The organism is Candidiatus Paracoxiella cheracis, from assembly GCF_049348705.1.
GTDB lineage: Bacteria > Pseudomonadota > Gammaproteobacteria > Coxiellales > Coxiellaceae > Paracoxiella > Paracoxiella cheracis.
Window position 1 is genome coordinate 721,586 of record NZ_CP186485.1, and the last position, 19,868, is coordinate 741,453.

At 44.1% G+C, this 19,868-nt stretch carries 16 protein-coding genes, 1 tRNA gene, 1 other RNA gene and 3 pseudogenes; 12 read left to right on the plus strand and 9 right to left on the minus strand.

The features are described 5' to 3' along the window. Nucleotides 1-110: 110 nt before the first annotated feature. Nucleotides 111-1,148: pseudogene (locus ACJMKR_RS03815) on the plus strand (IS481 family transposase); the annotation flags it as partial. A gap of 7 nt (nucleotides 1,149-1,155) precedes the next feature. On the opposite strand, the gene ACJMKR_RS03820 reads toward ACJMKR_RS03815, so the two are convergent. The 6 genes from ACJMKR_RS03820 to mutS form a co-directional block, all read right to left on the minus strand. Continuing rightward, nucleotides 1,156-1,317, minus strand: coding sequence for a hypothetical protein (locus ACJMKR_RS03820; protein ID WP_423063848.1), 162 nt, complete (start codon nucleotides 1,315-1,317; stop codon nucleotides 1,156-1,158). A gap of 72 nt (nucleotides 1,318-1,389) precedes the next feature. Further along, nucleotides 1,390-1,524: a hypothetical protein gene (locus ACJMKR_RS03825; protein WP_423063849.1), complete on the minus strand. Its 135-nt coding sequence runs from the start codon at nucleotides 1,522-1,524 to the stop codon at nucleotides 1,390-1,392. A gap of 112 nt (nucleotides 1,525-1,636) precedes the next feature. After that, nucleotides 1,637-2,935: a flavohemoglobin expression-modulating QEGLA motif protein gene (locus ACJMKR_RS03830; protein WP_423063850.1), complete on the minus strand. Its 1,299-nt coding sequence runs from the start codon at nucleotides 2,933-2,935 to the stop codon at nucleotides 1,637-1,639. Next, a complete protein-coding gene (locus tag ACJMKR_RS03835) occupies nucleotides 2,898-3,704 on the minus strand; it encodes a glycosyltransferase family 2 protein (protein ID WP_423063851.1) in 807 nt (268 codons plus the stop codon). The genes ACJMKR_RS03830 and ACJMKR_RS03835 overlap by 38 nt, the downstream gene beginning before the upstream one ends. Continuing rightward, the gene (locus ACJMKR_RS03840; protein ID WP_423063852.1) at nucleotides 3,670-4,620 is read right to left on the minus strand and encodes a lytic murein transglycosylase; all 951 of its coding nucleotides are present in this window, start codon (nucleotides 4,618-4,620) and stop codon (nucleotides 3,670-3,672) included. The genes ACJMKR_RS03835 and ACJMKR_RS03840 overlap by 35 nt, the downstream gene beginning before the upstream one ends. Before the next feature lie 67 nt (nucleotides 4,621-4,687). Next, nucleotides 4,688-7,261 (minus strand): DNA mismatch repair protein MutS, encoded by a 2,574-nt coding sequence (gene mutS / locus ACJMKR_RS03845; RefSeq protein ID WP_423064182.1) that lies wholly within the window; start codon nucleotides 7,259-7,261, stop codon nucleotides 4,688-4,690. Nucleotides 7,262-7,381: 120 nt separating this feature from the next. Between mutS and ACJMKR_RS03850 the strand changes: the two genes are divergently transcribed. The 11 genes and pseudogenes from ACJMKR_RS03850 to ACJMKR_RS03900 all read left to right on the plus strand — a co-directional run. Further along, complete coding sequence (locus ACJMKR_RS03850) at nucleotides 7,382-7,909, plus strand: CinA family protein (RefSeq protein WP_423063853.1); 528 nt, start codon at nucleotides 7,382-7,384, stop codon at nucleotides 7,907-7,909. Between the two features lie 102 nt (nucleotides 7,910-8,011). After that, nucleotides 8,012-9,043 carry a recombinase RecA gene (gene recA, locus ACJMKR_RS03855; RefSeq protein WP_423063854.1) on the plus strand — a complete coding sequence of 344 codons (1,032 nt, stop codon included), beginning with the start codon at nucleotides 8,012-8,014 and terminating at the stop codon, nucleotides 9,041-9,043. A 12-nt stretch (nucleotides 9,044-9,055) separates the two neighbouring features. After that, nucleotides 9,056-9,502: a regulatory protein RecX gene (locus ACJMKR_RS03860; protein WP_423063855.1), complete on the plus strand. Its 447-nt coding sequence runs from the start codon at nucleotides 9,056-9,058 to the stop codon at nucleotides 9,500-9,502. 14 nt (nucleotides 9,503-9,516) lie between these two features. Next, on the plus strand, nucleotides 9,517-12,120 hold the full coding sequence (gene alaS, locus ACJMKR_RS03865) for an alanine--tRNA ligase (RefSeq protein WP_423063856.1): 2,604 nt from the start codon (nucleotides 9,517-9,519) through the stop codon (nucleotides 12,118-12,120). A gap of 32 nt (nucleotides 12,121-12,152) precedes the next feature. Further along, on the plus strand, nucleotides 12,153-13,376 hold the full coding sequence (locus ACJMKR_RS03870) for an aspartate kinase (protein ID WP_423063857.1): 1,224 nt from the start codon (nucleotides 12,153-12,155) through the stop codon (nucleotides 13,374-13,376). A 197-nt stretch (nucleotides 13,377-13,573) separates the two neighbouring features. Beyond that, nucleotides 13,574-13,801, plus strand: coding sequence for a carbon storage regulator CsrA (csrA, locus tag ACJMKR_RS03875; protein ID WP_423063858.1), 228 nt, complete (start codon nucleotides 13,574-13,576; stop codon nucleotides 13,799-13,801). A gap of 138 nt (nucleotides 13,802-13,939) precedes the next feature. Continuing rightward, on the plus strand, nucleotides 13,940-14,464 hold the full coding sequence (locus ACJMKR_RS03880; RefSeq protein ID WP_423063859.1) for a hypothetical protein: 525 nt from the start codon (nucleotides 13,940-13,942) through the stop codon (nucleotides 14,462-14,464). Nucleotides 14,465-15,140: 676 nt separating this feature from the next. Further along, nucleotides 15,141-15,233: transfer RNA gene (locus ACJMKR_RS03885), tRNA-Ser, on the plus strand. A gap of 25 nt (nucleotides 15,234-15,258) precedes the next feature. After that, nucleotides 15,259-15,410: non-coding RNA, RtT sRNA (locus ACJMKR_RS03890), on the plus strand. A 664-nt stretch (nucleotides 15,411-16,074) separates the two neighbouring features. Then, a pseudogene (locus ACJMKR_RS03895) lies at nucleotides 16,075-16,590 on the plus strand (helix-turn-helix domain-containing protein); the annotation flags it as partial. A gap of 249 nt (nucleotides 16,591-16,839) precedes the next feature. After that, nucleotides 16,840-17,442: pseudogene (locus tag ACJMKR_RS03900) on the plus strand (integrase core domain-containing protein); the annotation flags it as partial. A gap of 68 nt (nucleotides 17,443-17,510) precedes the next feature. Here ACJMKR_RS03900 and ACJMKR_RS03905 read toward each other — a convergent pair. The 3 genes from ACJMKR_RS03905 to ACJMKR_RS03915 are packed head-to-tail and all read right to left on the minus strand — an operon-like array spanning nucleotide 17,511 to nucleotide 19,864. After that, nucleotides 17,511-18,686: a hypothetical protein gene (locus tag ACJMKR_RS03905; RefSeq protein WP_423063860.1), complete on the minus strand. Its 1,176-nt coding sequence runs from the start codon at nucleotides 18,684-18,686 to the stop codon at nucleotides 17,511-17,513. Next, nucleotides 18,664-19,128 carry a hypothetical protein gene (locus ACJMKR_RS03910; protein ID WP_423063755.1) on the minus strand — a complete coding sequence of 155 codons (465 nt, stop codon included), beginning with the start codon at nucleotides 19,126-19,128 and terminating at the stop codon, nucleotides 18,664-18,666. Before ACJMKR_RS03910 ends, ACJMKR_RS03905 begins: the two co-directional genes overlap by 23 nt. 19 nt (nucleotides 19,129-19,147) lie before the next feature. Next, nucleotides 19,148-19,864, minus strand: coding sequence for a hypothetical protein (locus ACJMKR_RS03915; protein ID WP_423063756.1), 717 nt, complete (start codon nucleotides 19,862-19,864; stop codon nucleotides 19,148-19,150). Between the last annotated feature and the right edge of the window lie 4 nt (nucleotides 19,865-19,868).

Consider the following 19,868-nt stretch of genomic DNA (forward strand, 5'->3'; position numbering starts at 1 on the left):
AGGTTCGATGTAATTTAGTTGTAAACCTTCAGACTTGATCTGACACTCCTGGTCAGTTAGAGTAAAATTTAATTGACCAACCTTAAACAACCAACACGAGGAGTGTCATTATGACCAGTGTATCCGAAAAGATTATCAAACCCAAATTAGGTTTACTAGAGCTGTCTAAACAATTGGGAAATGTTTCACAAGCCTGTAAGGTTATGGGTTATTCACGCGACAGTTTTTACCGTTTCAAAACACTTTATGAAAATGGTGGCGAAGAAGCACTCCATGATATGAGTAAGAAGAAACCGAATGAAAAAAATAGAGTGCCGCTACATGTAGAAGAAGGGGTAATTGCTTTGGCTATTGAAAACCCAGCGTTAGGTCAGGCACGTGCGGCCAATGAATTACTGGCGCGAGGCATTATCGTATCGAGCAGCGGAGTTCGTTCGGTGTGGCTACGTAATGATCTAGAGACTTTTAAGAAGCGACTAAAAGCGCTTGAAGCGAAATCGGCGCAAGACGGTATGTTATTAACGGAAGAACAATGACAAGCATTAGAAAAATCAAAACGAGAAAAAGAAGCGCACGGCGAGATTGAAACAGAACACCCAGGTTATTTAGGTTCTCAGGATACGTATTATGTTGGCACGATGAAGGGCGTTGGCCGTATTTATGAGCAGACTTTTGTCGATACCTATAGCAGAATCGCTTTTGCGAAGTTATACACGGAGAAAACAGCGATGACGGCAGCTCATTTATTAAATGAACGTGTATTGCCATGGTTTAATGAGCAAGGTATCCGATTGCTGCGTATGCTCACGGATCGCGGGACGGAATATTGTGGAAAAATTGAGAACCACGCCTATCAACTTTATTTAGCAGTTGAAGACATTGACCATTCGAAAACACGCGCACGTTCTCCGCAGACCAATGGTATTTGTGAACGTTTTCATAAAACGATTAAACAAGAATTTTATGATGTTGCTTTTCGAAAAAAAATATATCGTTCCCTAGAAGAATTACAACAAGACGTTGATGCGTGGATCAAAACATATAATGAGGTCAGGCCCCATTCCGGCGAGCGTTGTTATGGAAAAACACCCATGCAAACTTTTCTTGATGCAAAGCATTTGGCACAAGAAAAAGAATTAGATAAACTATGTAAAACTATTCCAAGCGTGTCGGCAGATGAATTGAATAAGGCGCACAGTAATCACGACACGCAACCGATGCGCGCCATGGAGAGCGAAGCGAAGGCGCGTATTCCGCGGTAGGCTCGGATTTTTTGCCGAGCGTAAGCGACTGCAAAAAATCTTTACGAGCCGTCAAGTCATTTGAGAGCCCGTGCGTAGTCGAGCCGTGAGGTCGCGGAGCGCGGGCGACGAGGACGTCCGCGGCTATTTAAGTTGTCGCGTATTGCGAGTCGATTATTGACAGGGATGGCAATAATCTATCACGAGCATCGCGACACGCTTGTGGTAGAGGAGTAATTAGAATCCGATTTATCGGACAGAAAATATGTCCGATAAAGCTCAACTGTCAGATCAAGTCGAGAGTTCTACAATTTAGTGATCAGAAAAGCACCATTGTAGCATACGTCTCGAGATCGGGGTTACTGTTTTTCGGTCGTAAGTATGCTTCCTAATTCCTACAATATATCTTGATAATCCTTCGCCAGTTTTTCCAAATCGAGGCGGTTTAAGAACAAGGAATAACTCATCCAGGAGCTGAGGCCAGCTTTATCGGAAAATTGCGGAGGAACGTATTTGGGAGGGATGACTAGGTTTTGTTCGACGAGCTCTGCTAATAATCGGATGTTTCTTAAGCTTATTTTTCCTAAAAATAATAATGGGATATGAGATAAATAACCGCGTTGAATGACAAGGCGAAGATAGTTATAGATCAAAATGAAACCTTTTGAATACGCAAGGTCTTTAGTAAACGGTCCTTGGTTGGGTGTGCTGCCGCGAAAGACACGCACAGTGTTTTGGTAACTTTCCTCATCGCTGATGCCTTGCTCACGGAAAAAGTGAAAAACTTCGATGAAATTAGCACCATTTTCTGCCATGTTGATTGAAATAATCCGATTGGTGATTCGCCGAACGCGAGCGGGATAAGATGAAAAGGTGAAAATTTCTGTTAGCATCGCAAGACCCTCTTGTATTACGGTGCAAGAGGGCGGGCCTTTACTGAGGAAGGTGCATATCGGTTGTCTTAAGCCATTGATCGTGGTGCCAAGGTGCACCCAGCCTTCATGCACTTCATACAGTTGCAAAACACGTTCGCTAAATTTTAAATCCCCGCGTAATTTAATCGTGTCGGCACCGGCTGCTGCATCGGCGACGATGTCATCACTCACTTTGACATGGACAGTGTCATGCTCGCCAAAATACCGGCTTAATTTTTTGTTGAGTATTTCAACGCTTTCTTGAGCTGTATAAATAGGCTCGTCTCTTTTATCGAGGGTTTGATCCTTGATGTTACCGAGCGCTTCGCTGACAACGGTAGATAAGTCTCTTAATGTTGGTGCTCCTGCATAAAAGGCATCATCCGAGCTGCCATAGAGATCTTGAGCGATGTTTGTGAATTCGCGTTGACCCCGCATTTCAAGCATGTGAACGACATCGCGATATTCTTTACAGCGTTGTTGCATGAGTTCGCTTGCAGCGCTAAATTTCCCGAGACGGCGTTTGATTTCGTGTTCAATGTGATAAAATTCATCGATTTTTTTGTCAGGATCAAATCCGAGGGGAATTTTTTTATAATACTCTTTATCGACGGAGGGTAGTTTTCGGAATTTGTGTTGGAAAAATTCAGCTTTTATAGAATTGTCCCATTTCACCGCATCTAAAATACGAATGGGGCTTTGTGCTTCGACAATGCGATCGGATAGTTCACGAATTGCTTTTTCATCGTCTGTGAGTTTGTGTTTCTCGATTTTCGTCATTCATTGTTACTCCGTTAAATAACATTCGACATAATCCGGGTAAACAAAGTCCGCGCGAAATTATTTTCCATGTTACCATCAATGTAATTTTTATGGTATCTGAAAATGGTTTGTAATGACTGGCACGTGAATGTTGAGGATAATGTGAGTGAATGGCAATAGCAGCCGGTCGATAGCCTCGGCGTGTGCTATTAATTAAAATGGCGCTTTCAAACGTAAATTTGCGATGATTAAATCGCTTCAAGCAGTCGTTTAATAAATTCATGGGGTAAAGGCGATAGCCCGATTGACTGTCTACAATGCGCCGTCCTGCTGCCCAAGAAATAAAAAAATCTGCAATTTGATTAGCGCGATAACGCGATTTCGGCGCATTTTCGCGATTATGTAATCGGGCACCGATTATAATATGGTTAGGGTATTGATGCATGGCAGCGATAAACTTCGGGATGTCGTTGGGATCATGTTGTGTGTCGGCATCGATGCTAATAGTGGCTTTCAGATTCAGTGATTGAGCGTAACGAAACCCTTGTAATAAACTCGCACCTTTACCTTTATTGGTTGCGTTGTTTAGTAAAGTAATGGGAAGGTCGATGAGTTTCTCGACCGTCTTGTCGGTGCTGCCATCGTTAACAACGATTACATGAAGAGAGTGTTCCAACGTTTTTTTTACAATGTCGCGAATACTTTTTTCTTCGTTATAAGCGGGAATGATGATAGCAACATCGGCGCAGCGCTCATTCATGTGTGATTTGGTCTGATAAGAGTCCAACAGAAATTCCTTCAAAAGTAGTATTATTCCAGCGCAATAAGACTTTAAAATTATGGAAAACTAAAAAGGCACGGCCCTTAGGTCCGCTCGGTAATAAAAGCGACGCCTTTGAATTTATTTTGGGTAACTGTCCACCATGCAATGGGTGAACACCTTTTGCTTCCCATGTGGCAATCGAATATTCTTTATGCCTTCCAATCATATTTTTTGGTAAATTATCGGGGATTTTAACTTCCATGCCCCATGTTTGTTTACCATTCCAGCCATTTTGGTGTAGAAAATTAGCGATGGAGGCAAAGACATCGGGCATGCTCGTCCAAATGTTTGCAAAACCATCGTGATCAAAATCCACGCCATACTGTAAATAAGCAATCGGCTCAAAAGAGGGTTGTCCCATGCCGCCATCATACATGCCGATACTTTGTTGTGGCAATACCTGGTGGTTCAACATTTTGAGTGCTGCCATCACTTGCGCGCGATAAAACTGAGAGCGATGATGTTGAAAGGCGAGCGTAACCAATGAAGGAACAATAGGAGTATCTCCTGTTAATCGACCAAAATCGCTTTCAAATCCCCACAAAGCAATGATAAAGCGAGGTTGAACGTGATAACGCTGCTGAACTTGTAATAAAAGCGTGTGATATTTTTTAAGATATTTGCGTCCCTTAACAACACTGCTGTGTGGAATAAACGCTTTTAAATAGTGTGCAAAGGATATGGTTGCTTGAGGTTGATGATGTACGTTATAAATCGCCTGTACCCGTGGCGCTTTTAATCCAGTTAAATATTTATTGATGGTTTTTTCGGAAATACCTTTTTTGCGTGCTTCTTGCCGAAGCCCTTCAACAAATTTCTCAAATTTTTGATCAGTTGCTTGTTGTGCGTTGCTTTGTGTGGTCTTTGCCAGAGCACTCAATGGCGTGGCAACGGTAATGCTAACCAGCGCTAAAAGGACAACCCATAATCTATTTAACTTCATACCCTCAACCCGACTGTTTGTCTTTAAGTTCAATGAGTTCGTATAGTATATCTAATGCACGCTTAGGTGTCAGGTCATCGAGTTTGAGCCCGTCCAGTGCGGCGAGGACAGGGTGTCTTGGCTCGGGGAATAGCTCATTTTGAGTCGGCCTCGAAGGTGGTGCTAGGTCGTGGCGGTGAGCCTCTAGTTCTTCTAATTTTGCTTTAGCTTGACTGATAACTGCTTGTGGAACGCCGGCGAGTTGAGCCACCTGCAAACCATAGCTGCGGCTCGCAGGGCCTTCTTTTAACGCGTGCAAAAAAACAATTTGTTCGCCGTGTTCGGCGGCATCTAAATGCACATTGTAGATGTTGGGTAGGTCATCCGCTAACGTGGTCAATTCAAAGTAATGAGTTGCAAATAATGTAAAGGCGCGAAGTTGGGTTGCTAAATAAGCAGCGCTGGAAAAGGCTAATGACAATCCATCAAAAGTGCTGGTGCCGCGACCAATTTCATCCATTAATACCAAACTTTGTTCGGTGGCATTGTGTAGTATCGTGGCTGTTTCAGTCATTTCAACCATAAATGTTGAACGCCCACTCGCTAAATCATCATTTGCGCCGATGCGTGTAAAAATACGATCGATGGGACCGAGTGTCGCCGATTTTGCTGGTACATAACTGCCGATGTAAGCCAGTAATGTAATTAATGCGGTTTGGCGCATGTATGTCGATTTACCGCCCATATTCGGACCCGTAATGATTAACATGCGTCGATGCTGGTCGAGTTTCGTGTCGTTTGGCATGAATGGATTGTCCATGACGTGTTCGACAACGGGGTGACGTCCGGCTTTAATTTGAATGCCGGGCGTGTCGGTGAATTCGGGTGCGATATAATTTAATGTTGTTGCGCGCTCGGCAAGGTTGTTTAAGACATCCAGTGTGGCGATGGCGGCTGCACTTTTTTGCAAGGGCGCAAGTTCGTCAATTAATTTGTCGAGTAATGCCTCATATAATTCTTTTTCCCGTGCGAGTGCGCGCGAGCGACTGCTCAGCGCCTTATCTTCAAATGTTTTCAATTCGGGGGTGATATAGCGTTCCACATTTTTTAGGGTTTGGCGTCGAATATACTCTGTAGGCGCATTTTTTGATTGTGCGTGTGAAATTTCGATGTAATAGCCGTGGATGCGATTGTATCCTACTTTTAATGTGTTAATGTTAGTGCGTTCTTTTTCGCGTTGCTCTAATTCCACCAAAAATTGATGACTGTTGTTGCTTAACTTGCGCAATTCGTCTAATTGTTCATCGTAACCATCGGCAATAACCCCGCCGTCACGAATCACCACCGGTGGATTTTCATGGAGTGCTTTTGTGAGTAGTTCATGAAGACTATTAAATTCACCCAATGAAGTTTTTAATGCGACTAAATATTGTGTAGCTTTCAGCGCAGTTAATTGTTGGTGAATCTCGGGTAGGAGCCCGAAGGCGCGTCGTAGTTGTGTCAGGTCTCGTGGTCGTGCGGAGCGTAGTGCAATGCGCGCTAAAATACGTTCTAAGTCGCCGATTCCGCGTAAAATATCGTATAAATTGGCGTGGATTTCTTTTGCCATGATTTCTGTTATCGCGGCTTGGCGTTCAATGAGTTTCTGATGATCGCGCAAGGGTCGATGGAGCCAGCGTCGTAATAAACGGCTGCCCATGGGAGTTGCGGTATTGTCTAGAACCCATGCCAATGTGTGTTCGTACCCACCTTTCAAGTTTGAGGTGAGTTCTAAATTTTTGCGTGTTGAGGCATCCATTAAAATGGCGGTTTCTTTTTGTTCGGCTTTAATGTTGGTGATATGCGGTAGCGCGGTGCGTTGCGTGTATTTGACATATTGTAATAAACAGCCGGCAGCACAAAGGGCGAGTGGTAAATGACTGACGCCAAATCCATCGAGGTCGCGCGTTTTAAATTGTTGGCACAATAAAGATTGTGCTGTGCTTAATTCAAATTCCCAGGGCGGACGTCGTTTCAGTGATTTTGCGTTAGGAATTACATTTTCTAATGAGCTCTCTTCGCTGATTAATAATTCGGCTGGCTTGATGCGTTCGATTTCGGATAGTAATGCTTCTTTGCCTGCCAATTCTTGGACGATGAAGCGACCGCTCGAGATGTCGAGAGTCGCAAGGCCGAACCGATCTTGTTGTTGGTGAATCACCATTAATAAGTTGTCGTGGCGTTCATCGAGCAGAGCTTCGTCGCTCACCGTACCAGGCGTAATAATTCGACTCACTTCACGTTCAACGGGGCCTTTGCTGGTAGCGGGGTCGCCGATTTGTTCGCAAATGACAATCGACTCACCTTGGCGGACCAGTTTAGCTAAATAACTTTCAACTGCATGATAAGGAACGCCCGCCATTGAAATAGGTTTATCGGCCGACTTGCCGCGAGTGGTGAGCGTGATGTCTAATAATTTTGCAGCACGTTTAGCATCATCATAAAATAATTCGTAAAAATCTCCCATGCGATAGAAGACGAGCATGTCCGGGTATTCGGATTTAATGCGAAGGTATTGGCGCATCATGGGGGTGTGTTGAGATAAGTCTGCTTTAGTCATCGCTTTTGCTATTTTCCTGAATTCAATTGAGTTAAATTGATAACCGATGTGGGACTTCATCCTAAATCCGATCCCGTGTTATGATGCGCTGAATAAAGAAAAGGGGCAAGGAGCTTTGCTGTGGATGTTAATAATTATCCTTTAAGTCGACGATTAGGTTTGGCGTTGAAAGATGCCGGCATGAAATTGGCATTGGCAGAATCTTGTACAGGTGGAGGTATGGCACGCGTGATTACGCGAGTGCCGGGAAGCTCTGCTTGGTTTGATCGTGGATTTGTCACTTACAGTAATGAATCAAAAATTGAAATGTTGGGTGTCGATCCAAAAAATTTGGAACAATACGGTGCCGTGAGTGAGCAGGTTGCGCGTGAAATGGCATTAGGTGCATTAAAACATAGCCATGCAGATATTACTGCAAGTATTACAGGAGTTGCTGGCCCGGGCGGTGGGACACCGGAAAAACCTGTGGGTACCGTTTGGATTGGTGTTGCATTAAAAAATGGTCAAGTTGAGTGTCGTAAAGTTTTTTTTGAAAGTGGCCGCAAGCACGTGCGTGTATGCGCCATTGCCTTTGCATTGAATTGGTTATATGAAGAAGTAAAAAAATTATTAGAAACAAATGCATTGAATAAAAATGCAAAAGTATAAGATTAATTAAAAAACGGTATACTTTTAAATTTTGATTTGTGGAATAATAAGGGTACATTTTTAGAACCTCAATTATGAGGCAATATTTTTTAAGGAGTAGTGATGGATGATCGTAGTAAGGCACTTAGTGCAGCATTAACTCAGATTGAGCGACAGTTTGGAAAGGGTTCGGTCATGCGCTTAGGAGATCCTGGCGCTGTTCGTGATATTGATGTTATTTCTACTGGTTCGTTAGGCTTAGATATTGCGCTAGGTGTGGGTGGTTTGCCACGCGGGCGCGTTGTGGAAATTTATGGGCCAGAGGCATCGGGAAAAACCACATTGTCATTGCAAACTATTGCATCGTGTCAAAAAATGGGTGGCACGGCGGCTTTTGTCGATGCAGAGCACGCATTAGATCCTATCTACGCCGAAAAATTAGGTGTGAATGTGGATGAATTATTAGTGTCACAGCCGGATACTGGTGAACAGGGTTTAGAGATTACCGACATGTTAGTGCGTTCCGGCGCGGTGGATATGGTGGTGGTTGACTCCGTTGCTGCTCTAACACCAAAAGCCGAAATTGAAGGTGACATGGGCGATTCTCACATGGGCTTGCAAGCACGCTTGATGTCACAAGCATTGCGAAAGCTCACGGCAAATATCAAAAAATCCAATACATTAGTGGTGTTTATTAATCAAATACGTATGAAAATTGGTGTGATGTTTGGCAGCCCAGAAACAACAACGGGTGGAAACGCATTAAAGTTTTATGCATCGGTTCGTTTGGATATTCGTCGCACGGGTGCTATCAAGAAAGGCGATGAAATTTTGGGTAACGAAACTCGTGTGAAAGTGGTGAAGAATAAAGTGGCACCGCCGTTTCGTAAAGTTGATTTTGATATTCTGTATGGTTCTGGTATTTCCCGCGAAAGCGAACTGATTGATTTGGGTGTTCAACAAGAAATTGTTGAAAAATCTGGCGCCTGGTACAGCTATAATGGAACCCGAATTGGTCAGGGCAAGGATAATGTTCGTCAATTTTTGGTAGAAAATCCTGAGATTGCGCAAGAGATTGAAACCCGTTTACGTGAACAGCTACTGCCTCAAGGAAAGTCTGAAGAAGCTGTTGAGAAAGAGGAAGTGGCTGCGTGATGAGGTGGCCAAATGAAATTACGGGAACGTGCGATTAACTTACTAGCAAGGCGGGAGCATTCATGGCTCGAGCTCAAGCAAAAATTAATCGTGAAGGGCTTTGTCGCTGATGAAGTTGATACCTTATTGGCTCAACTGGCTCGGGAAGGTCTTCAGAGCGATGAGCGGTATACAGAGGCCTATGTCAGGATGCGCGTTGAGGCGGGTTTTGGGCCTCGACGCGTTAAAATGGAATTGCAACAGCGCGGCATTTCTGATTCACTGATTGACAGATATTTGCACCAGGATGAGGAATTTTGGTGGCAGGTGTTGTTGTCTGTCTGGCAAAGAAAGTATGATGCAGAACCGGTCTTGAATGCAAAAGCCTATACCAAAGAATTGCGTTTTTTGACCCAGCGAGGCTTTGATCCAGGACAGATTCATAAGCTATTGCAAAAACAGCATAAGATAGAATACTAAGTATGTTAAAATCAATGAACAGCAATGAATTACGAAAATTATTTATAAAATACTTTAAGTCACTTAACCATGAAATTGTGCCTAGTAGTTCGCTCGTACCTGCGAACGACCCCACGTTATTATTCACGAATGCAGGCATGGTTCAATTCAAAGATGTATTGTTGGGTGTTGAAAAACGCTCTTACACTCGCGCAACTTCGGTGCAACGCTGCATGCGTGCAGGGGGCAAGCACAACGACTTAGAAAATGTCGGTTACACCGCACGCCATCACACCTTTTTTGAAATGCTAGGGAATTTTAGCTTTGGTGATTATTTCAAACGCGAAGCAATTGAATTTGCATGGAAATTTTTAACGGAAGAGCTTGGCATTCCGCAAGATCGCTTGTGGATCACCGTCTTTCGTGATGACAAAGAAAGCGAAGAGATTTGGTTGAAAGAAATAAAAGTGGATCCCAAACATTTTTCGCGCTGTGGTGAAAAAGATAATTTTTGGCAAATGGGGGATACCGGACCTTGCGGTCCTTGCACTGAAATTTTTTATGATCATGGGCCTAAAATTCAGGGTGGCCCTCCGGGTAGTCCCGATGCAGACGGCGATCGCTATGTTGAAATATGGAATATCGTATTTATGCAATACGATCGCGACATCAATGGGAAGCTCCATTCGTTGCCGCAACGTTCAGTGGATACCGGCATGGGATTAGAGCGAATTGCTGCGGTGATGCAAGGTGTGCACGATAACTATGATATAGATCTCTTCCAATATTTATTAAGAGCATTGTCTAACTTAGTAGATTGCAAAGATTTTCATGACACATCGATGCGAGTGATAGTCGATCATATTCGCGCGTCTAGCTTTTTAATTGCCCATGGCGTGATACCCTCTAATGAAGGGCGTGGGTACGTATTGCGTCGCGTGATCCGTCGTGCAGTTCGTCATGGTTATCGTTTGGGACAAACTGATCCGTTCTTTTATAAGCTTACTGGTGCCTTGGTTGAAGTGATGGGGGATGCCTATCCGGAATTAATTAAAGCGCAATCGTTAATTGAGCAAGTTATCCAGCAAGAAGAAATACAATTTTCCAAAACGTTAGCAAAAGGCCTTAAGATATTAGATCAAGAAATTTCAGAGCTGCAAAAGCGCGAAATCCCGGGTGCTATCATTTTTCAATTATATGACACGTATGGATTTCCCCCTGATCTGACAGCCGACATCGCGAAAGAACGACACTTAACTATGGATTACGCCGGCTTCAATGCAGCAATGGAGCATCAGCGTGAGCAATCCTTGCAAGCACAACAGTTTACTGTAGATCAAACACAAAAAGTTCACATTGGGGGTGAAACCCAATTTGTTGGTTACGAACAGTTATCTGCAGAAGCTACCATCACAACATTACTACAAAACAATCAACCGATCACTATTTTGAAAACGGGTGAAAAAGGTGTTGTCGTATTAGACCGTACTCCGTTTTACGCGGAGTCGGGTGGTCAGGTGGGTGATTCCGGTTATTTATATTTCGAGAGCGGCAGTTTCCGTGTCAAAGACACGAAAAAACAAGGCAATGTTTATTTGCATTTTGGTGAGGTGGTAAAAGGGCAGCTACGCACAAAAGAAGCAGTTCGTGCCGAAGTCGATACAAGCCGTGAGGCTGTTATGCTTAATCACTCGGCCACACATTTATTGCATGAAGCGTTGCGCCGTGTTTTAGGTGAGCATGTCATGCAAAAAGGATCGCTGGTAGAGGCTAAGCGTTTGCGATTTGATTTTTCTCATCCCCGCCCTGTAACTTTGCAAGAAATACAAGCGATTGAACGCTTGGTTAACCAGCAAATCCGTGCGAATTTAAAATCAACCGTGACCGAAATGACGCCGGATGAAGCCAAGAAAAAAGGCGCGCTTGCTCTTTTTGGTGAGCGATATGGCAAACAGGTGCGAATGCTTGAGATGGGTGATTTTTCGCTAGAAATTTGTGGCGGCACTCATGTGGAGTACACTGGCAAAATTGGCTTATTTAAAATCGTCTCTGAGTCGGCATGTGCTTCCGGCGTTCGTCGAATCGAAGCAGTGACCGGCAAGGCTGCTATATTATATGTGGAAGCACAAGAAGAGCGCCTACGCCAAATGAGTGACTTATTAAAAACCAATCCTAATAATGTGTTTAATAAGCTCAATCAATTGTTAGAAGAGCACCGCACCTTAGAAAAAGAGTTAGTTAAGCTTAAGCAACAAATTGCCAATCAGCAAACAGCAAAATTGCTGGAAGAGGCTGTTGATGTCGGTGGCCTGAAGGTCTTGGCAGTGCGACTGCGGACTGTGGATCGAGACACATTGCGTAATACCTTGGACCAATTAAAACAAGAGCTAGGCTCAGCCGCGATTGTCTTGGCCTCAGTAAAAGAAGATAAAATTCAGATGGTCGCTGGAGTAACTAAAGACTTTACTTCATGTATCAATGCCGTTGACTTGCTCAATCAAGTGGCTCTACAAGTGGGCGGAAAAGGAGGCGGTCGGCCAGATTTAGCGCAAGGCGGCGGTGATGCGCCACAATCTTTATCAGAAGCATTGAAGTCTGTGGTGCCTTGGGTTGAGAAAAAGCTGGCAGCAAAGAAGTAGTGTGTTAAAAACACCACTTCATGGAGAATTAAGTGACTCTCATTGTTCAGAAATTCGGTGGAAGTTCGGTTGCCACCCTTGAGCACATACAAAATGTTGCTCGCATCGTTGCTGATACACGCCAACAAGGTCACGATGTGGTCGCAGTTGTTTCAGCGATGTATGGTGAAACTGATCGCCTGATTGCACTAGCCCAATCAATTTCACAATCAAATGCTCGTGAATATGATGCACTTGTTTCCACCGGCGAACAAATTTCGGCGGCGTTGTTGAGTATGGCGTTGGAAGCACTCCAATGTCCTGCGCAATCTTACACGGCAGCACAAGTCGGTATCATGACCACGTCGCAGCATAAAAAGGCACGCATCATCGACATTGACCCTGAAACTTTGCGTGCAGACCTTCGTGCCGGTCGCATTCCTGTCATCGCAGGCTTTCAAGGCATTAGTGATACTGGTCACATCACGACATTGGGTCGCGGTGGTTCTGATATTACGGCAGTTGCATTAGCGGCTGCATTGCAAGCCGATGAATGCCAAATTTACACCGATGTTGATGGTGTTTATACAACAGATCCCAAAATTGTACCCACGGCTCGTCGATTAGAACGCATCACATTTGATGAAATGATGGAAATGGCAAGCTTGGGTGCAAAGGTGTTGCAAAATCGCTGTTTGGAATTTGCGGGCAAATATAAAGTTCCGGTGCGTGTGATGTCGAGTCTCCGTAAGGGTCCAGGTACATTAATTACGTTTGAAGGAGAATCCATTGAGCAAGCATTGGTATCAGGTATTGCCTTCGATCGTCATCAAGCAAAATTAACGCTCCAAGGTATTCCTGAGCGTCCTGGTTTAGCCAGCTACATTTTAGGTGCAATTTCAAAAGCCGATATTGATGTCGATATGATTGTGCAAAACGTTCCAACTTCCGACACGAATATTGATTTTAGTTTTACGATACATCGTGATAACTATCCGCAAGCTCATTCAATCATCAAACGAGTAGCCGATGAACTTGGGGCGCGTCGTGTGTTAGGTAGTGATGATGTCGCCAAGATTTCGCTCGTTGGCGTTGGTATGCGCTCACATGCCGGTGTTGCCTCCATGATGTTTAGTGCTCTAGGGCAGGAAGGTATCCACATCCATCTCATTACAGCCACTGAAATCAAAATCTCAGCGGTGATTGATGAGAAATACCTTGAACTCGGTGCCCGTTCGCTTCATACTGCGTTCGGGCTCGATCAAAGGCCAAAATAATGCTTAAAAGATTAAATAAACTTTTAAGCATTATTTTGCTTGCAATCTAACCAGAAACCCTTATTATTTAAGATCTTATTGAGGCTTCAGGAGTAAACTCCAGGCTGAAAGGGTGTTATGCACTAAAATTAAAGTATGGAGATCATAGCTAGCTCTATGGCTGATAGGTAAAGGACTCCTTAGAAAAGGAGAGGAAGATGTTAATTTTAACACGACGTATAAGTGAATCTGTGATCATTGGAGATGACGTAAAGGTAACCGTCTTGGGGGTCAAGGGTAACCAAGTTCGGTTAGGGATAGATGCGCCTAAAGAAGTATCCGTCCACCGTGAAGAAATTTACGAGCGCATTCAAAAAGAAAAGCGTGATCAAGCCGAAGGTGGAGAGACTACCGAATCATCCAATCCAGGTTCCGAAGAAGAATAATCAACAATTTTTTATTAAGCTTCACTAATTGTTCAAAAAACTGCGCAAGGCTTCAGGTTGTCTGGTGAATTGACAAACCGTTGTTGACTTATCAAAATAGGAGTGTTTTTTAGGATACACCTTGATAAGGAGATCGTTATGTCAAAATTCGTGCGGGTTTTACTCGTCGTTCTAATTATTGCTGCTGTAGGTTATGCGTTCGCTTTTAAAAATGGACGAGTTCGTAACAACTTTAGTCAAGCTTCAAATGATTCAAATAGTTCAAGTGGTACACAAGCTGTCCTACAAGGACGAGCTTGCACACAGTTAGGTGCTATTAAGAATCAGTCATCGGATAAAAAAACATTTAGTTTTTCTGCAAAGGCTCTGAGTATGCATACTAAAGTCGCGAGTTTTCCAGCACGACTAGAACCTGGCATGTCTGGGCAGTATGAGTTATTGCTGCCGTGTGCAGAAGGTAGTGAAGCCGATAAAATTACTGTGGAAGTGAGCTCTAACTCAACGACTAGCTGTACTTACACGTTAATGAGCGATGGTAATGGGGGCGCTAAAATTTCTTCAACCGATGCAAGTATGTGTTCTTGGGACTCATCTGGTGATTTAATGATAGGGGGTTCAGGAGATACGACTAATTCGGGAAGCACGGGAAACACAGAAGATTAACAATTGGCCCTACGCTAGAATAAAATCACTGCAAGTGACACACGAAGCCATTCAATACTGTTGGGTGGCTTTGTTATTAGTGCTCAGTAAAAAATAATTGCGTTGTTACAAATTCAGGCGTTTCGGAATTTCATTTCGATCGATCCGATGGTATCATGCTCTCCTCATGAGGGGATAACTGGAACGCCCGACAAGGAAGTCGGGCAGTGGTGCATTGAGAAGTATGCATGTGTGAGTACAAGGAAGTACGGGGAAACCAATTTTTATTTGGAGAGATGGGTGAGCCGGATTTAGGCCGGAGCACTGCTCCGGCCCGGCGAACGCCCGACAAGGAAGTCGGGCAGTGGTGCATTGAGAAGTATGCATGTGTGAGTACAAGGAAGTACGGGGAAACCAATTTTTATTTGGAGAGATGGGTGAGCCGGATTTAGGCCGGAGCACTGCTCCGGCCCGGCGAACGCCCGACAAGGAAGTCGGGCAGTGGTGCATTGAGAAGTATGCATGTGTGAGTACAAGGAAGTACGTGAAAACCAATTTATTTGGAGAGATGGGTGAGCCGGATTTAGGCCGGAGCACTGCTCCGGCCCGGCGAACGCCCGACAAGGAAGTCGGGCAGTGGTGCATTGAGAAGTATGCATGTGTGAGTACAAGGAAGTACGCGGAAACCAATTTATTTGGAGAGATGGCCGAGTGGTCGAAGGCGCTCCCCTGCTAAGGGAGTATGGGGTGTTGAACCCCATCGAGGGTTCGAATCCCTCTCTCTCCGCCAAAATGAAAAACCGAGCGCTGCTCGGTTTTTTGTTTTTAGGAGAGGGATGAGAACCCTCGATATCATATAGTTTGGGTTCGACAAATTCGGCAGGATAGCCGAATTTGAACGCCGCTTGCGGCGGCCCGAAGGGCGAGGAGGCAGGAGGGGCTCCGAGTAATCCCTCTCTCTCCGCTAAATGTTCAAAATATCAGCAAGCAAAAACCTTGGAAAAAGAGCTGCTTAACCTTCGATGCGAAATTCTTTTTAATAGAAAATCCTGAAGGTTTTGATCATTACATTAAAGCTATTCATGCGGCTTTCTCAGGAAATACACAACCTATTCAAAAGATTTTTTTCAGGTTATTGGAAGATTCTACTTCTTAGTATCGTTATAAATTCGTTTGGGTCGGCGAGAAATGACTATATTTAAAAAGTGTTTACTGTAGATAAATATTTATAAATTGCACCAGGAGAGTATGTCAACAGTCATCGTAACTGCGTTATTGCTGTTATTCTGTCTAGTGAGGATCCGGCCTCGCGAGCTGATATATCCCCACGAATTTTACCATTTTCTTTCTAACTCGGCGTCAATCGTTGCTTGTAACGTTTGGCGATCAATAACAAGATCTCTAATCATGTCATGCATTACAATCAATCGACCAAGATAAAAATAGGAAAATATTTTTTTATTTCGAACAGTATTTGTGACCTTTCCCCCAAAATTAACACCATGACATGGATATAACAACCGCTGCCAGAATTGTAATTTGTAAACCTTCAGACTTGATCTGACACTCCTGGTCAGTTAGAGTAAAATTTAATTGACCAACCTTAAACAACCAACACGAGGAGTGTCATTATGACCAGTGTATCCGAAAAGATTATCAAACCCAAATTAGGTTTACTAGAGCTGTCTAAACAATTGGGAAATGTTTCACAAGCCTGCAAGGTTATGGGTTATTCACGCGACAGTTTTTACCGTTTCAAAACACTTTATGAAAATGGTGGCGAAGAAGCACTCCATGATATGAGTAAGAAGAAACCGAATGAAAAAAATAGAGTGCCGTTACATGTAGAAGAAGCGGTAATTGCTTTGGCTATTGAAAACCCAGCGTTAGGTCAGGCACGTGCGGCCAATGAATTACTGGCGCGAGGCATTATCGTATCGAGCAGCGGAGTTCGTTCGGTGTGGCTACGTAATGATCTAGAGACTTTTAAGAAGCGACTAAAAGCGCTTGAAGCGAAATCGGCGCAAGACGGTATGTTATTAACGGAAGAACAATGACAAGCATTAGAAAAATCAAAACGAGAAAAAGAAGCGCACGGCGAGATTGAAACAGAACACCCAGGTTATTTAGGTTCTCAGGATACGTATCAAGCGTGTCGCGATGCTCGTGATAGATTATTGCCATCCCTGTCAATAATCGACTCGCAATACGCGACAACTTAAATAGCCGCGGACGTCCTCGTCGCCCGCGCTCCGCGACCTCACGGCTCGACTACGCACGGGCTCTCAAATGACTTGACGGCTCGTAAAGATTTTTTGCAGTCGCTTACGCTCGGCAAAAAATCCGAGCCTACCGCGGAATACGCGCCTTCGCTTCGCTCTCCATGGCGCGCATCGTATGTTGGCACGATGAAGGGCGTTGGCCGTATTTATGAGCAGACTTTTGTCGATACCTATAGCAGAATCGCTTTTGCGAAGTTATACACGGAGAAAACAGCGATGACGGCAGCTCATTTATTAAATGAACGTGTATTGCCATGGTTTAATGAGCAAGGTATCCGATTGCTGCGTATGCTCACGGATCGCGGGACGGAATATTGTGGAAAAATTGAGAACCACGCCTATCAACTTTATTTAGCAGTTGAAGACATTGACCATTCGAAAACACGCGCACGTTCTCCGCAGACCAATGGTATTTGTGAACGTTTTCATAAAACGATTAAACAAGAATTTTATGATGTTGCTTTTCGAAAAAAAATATATCGTTCCCTAGAAGAATTACAACAAGACGTTGATGCGTGGATCAAAACATATAATGAGGTCAGGCCCCATTCCGGCGAGCGTTGTTATGGAAAAACACCCATGCAAACTTTTCTTGATGCAAAGCATTTGGCACAAGAAAAAGAATTAGATAAACTATGTAAAACTATTCCAAGCGTGTCGGCAGATGAATTGAATAAGGCGCACAGTAATCACGACACGCAACTGGTAGAGGAGTAATTAGAATCCGATCTATCGGACAGAAAATATGTCCGATAAATCTCAACTGTCAGATCAAGTCGAGAGTTCTACACTTGATTCCAAACAGCGCGACAGCGCGTATAAAAATCTAAAAACGCCGCTTGTAAATCCTTCGGCTCCCACCAATTCTCTTCACAGTCCAGCCAATGCAAACACAACACAGTATTGTCTTGTGGCGCGCGATACACGCCCCAAAAACTAAACACAGTCGCATCATTGTAATGCTTGGACGTTTCTGCCGTGTCAACAGTAATAAACACCGCTTCAATCTTCGGCTCTTCTTCCAAACACAAAAACCACTCGGATTTAAATAATCCACCACCAGCAGGCTGCGGGTTTTGTTGGTACTGCGCCGCAAATTCATAGGGCGCTGTTTTTTGCAAGTTCGTCAAGACCGAACGGCATTGAAATTGCGGCCACAGCGGGTTGCAATGCTCATCTAACGCCGGCAAAACCACTTGATCCCAGTGTTCACCATCAAAGCGCGAGCGTCCGGTTTTAGCAGAAACCGACAATAATCGTCCCGCCAAGTCATCTTCATGCGTGCGCTGACCAATAAACACAATCGGTGTATCCATCGAATTTAACCGGCTTCTTAACGTATTCATGTACCATTTATTCGCAGATTCTCGAATCGTTTCACTCGCCGCATCACCCGGTTTAATAATATCGTCAATCACAATAGCACCACCAAAGCGATTGACGTTTTTTAGGCCAGCCCCAGTGCCAGTAATCCCACCCTCAGCACCCACACCAAACACACGACCTTGTGCCGTCGTTTTAAAATCAGATTTCGATTTAGTATCGTCACGCAGTTTCACCCCAAATAATCGCTTAAATTTCTCATGCGTAATGATCTCTTTTACTTCTCCCGTGTACCGCGTCGCTAAATCCGCACCATACGATACATACAAAAACTGACAATCCGGGTAGCGCGCTAAGCACCACGCCATCCAATTCACCACCATTTCTGTTTTGCCATAACGTGGCGGAATATTGATAATCAGGCGTTTGATTTTGCCATCAAAAACCTGAGTCAATGCTTTCGCAATCGTAATGTGGTGCGATTCCCGCCCTTCAGGATCGCTAAATTCAAAGCACTTACCATGACGTTGATAAAAAAAATAGCGCAAAAACTTGCTGTAACTTCCCAGCAAATCACATTTAAACCGCATCAGCGCATCCAGCTTCGATTGCAACTCAGTAGGCTTTTTTGCTGTCATTCAGCATCTCCTCATCGATACCACTCAGCTCAATGGTCTGCTTCACGTCTTGCTTGATTTCTTGTTTATCACGCCAGCCAAAGCGGTTCTTCATGTTCATGTACCACAGCGCACAATTGAAATCCTTTTTATCCAAACCTTCCCGTCCAGCTTTTTCCCACGCACCTTGTGCAAACCATTTCCCTTTTTTTATGGCCTTACAAAAGTCTGGTTTATAATATTTTGAGCTTGGGTCTTGCCAACGATGCAGTGTTAAATAATCAATATTCAGGTCCAAAGAAACTTCAGCTAGCGATTTTCCCTCTCTCATGAATTCAAGCACCAGGCCACACATTTCTGGGCTGTACTTCGTCGGCCGCCCCATCGTCTTCTGCGTCGCTTTTTTCGCTTTCTTTGCTTTCTGCACTACCTTCGCTTTTTTCTGGGTCAATTGTTTTGTCATTGATTGCTGCCCTCATTGCTCACGCACATTGTTTTGCGCTAACGTCGCCATCGTCCGCACGGTCCAACCAGTTCATATTTTTCTGTGACAGCGTCGAACCTTTACTGCGCACAATGGCCAACTTTGCACGCAATCCATCCGCTGCTGAAAATCGCTGATACACCGGTGAATGTTGAAGCTGCGTCACTTTTTTATTTACCTCCATTTGCATAGAATTAACATCCTTTTCATCGCTTTCTTTTTCTGTCTTCGCTTTATTGTCTCCAGTGATGAGTCGTTCGGCCCTAATCTCAGGCTGCAATAAACGCTCACCACGAAGATATTTTTCTTTTTGTGACTCGTAGTGGCCTGAAAAACGTTTTCGCCCCTCATAAGCGCTCGCTTGCTTTTTTAGCCAATACAAATCACACGCGTGTGCTGTTGGGTACACAATCGGATGAAAATCCCAGTCGCATTTAATCGCCGCGTTATAACATTCATCCATCGCAGGTATGCTGCGCTCCTTCATGCGCAACGGAAATCCGCGAAACTGTAACGGATTCGGCGGAAAATCTGTATGCGCTTTATTCCAGTCCGACTGCAAATACATCATCGCTAATGTGATTTCTTCAAATGTCATCTTCGAAATAATCTCTAACCAAGTTTGTTTTAACAACGCTTGCGCCTTTTCACCACATTGCAACGAAGTCCATGAGCGTCCGTACAAGCAACTAAATTTCAAAAAAATGTGCTCCACCGTT

What these genes read in the sequence shown, in the direction of transcription:
- ACJMKR_RS03910 (WP_423063755.1), bottom strand. Translation starts at nt 19,128, where the DNA reads ATGACAAAACAATTGACCCAGAAAAAAGCGAAGGTAGTGCAGAAAGCA.
- csrA (WP_423063858.1), top strand. Translation starts at nt 13,574, where the DNA reads ATGTTAATTTTAACACGACGTATAAGTGAATCTGTGATCATTGGAGAT.
- ACJMKR_RS03830 (WP_423063850.1), bottom strand. Translation starts at nt 2,935, where the DNA reads ATGACGAAAATCGAGAAACACAAACTCACAGACGATGAAAAAGCAATT.
- alaS (WP_423063856.1), top strand. Translation starts at nt 9,517, where the DNA reads ATGAACAGCAATGAATTACGAAAATTATTTATAAAATACTTTAAGTCA.
- recA (WP_423063854.1), top strand. Translation starts at nt 8,012, where the DNA reads ATGGATGATCGTAGTAAGGCACTTAGTGCAGCATTAACTCAGATTGAG.
- ACJMKR_RS03880 (WP_423063859.1), top strand. Translation starts at nt 13,940, where the DNA reads ATGTCAAAATTCGTGCGGGTTTTACTCGTCGTTCTAATTATTGCTGCT.
- mutS (WP_423064182.1), bottom strand. Translation starts at nt 7,261, where the DNA reads ATGACTAAAGCAGACTTATCTCAACACACCCCCATGATGCGCCAATAC.
- ACJMKR_RS03905 (WP_423063860.1), bottom strand. Translation starts at nt 18,686, where the DNA reads ATGACAGCAAAAAAGCCTACTGAGTTGCAATCGAAGCTGGATGCGCTG.
- ACJMKR_RS03860 (WP_423063855.1), top strand. Translation starts at nt 9,056, where the DNA reads ATGAAATTACGGGAACGTGCGATTAACTTACTAGCAAGGCGGGAGCAT.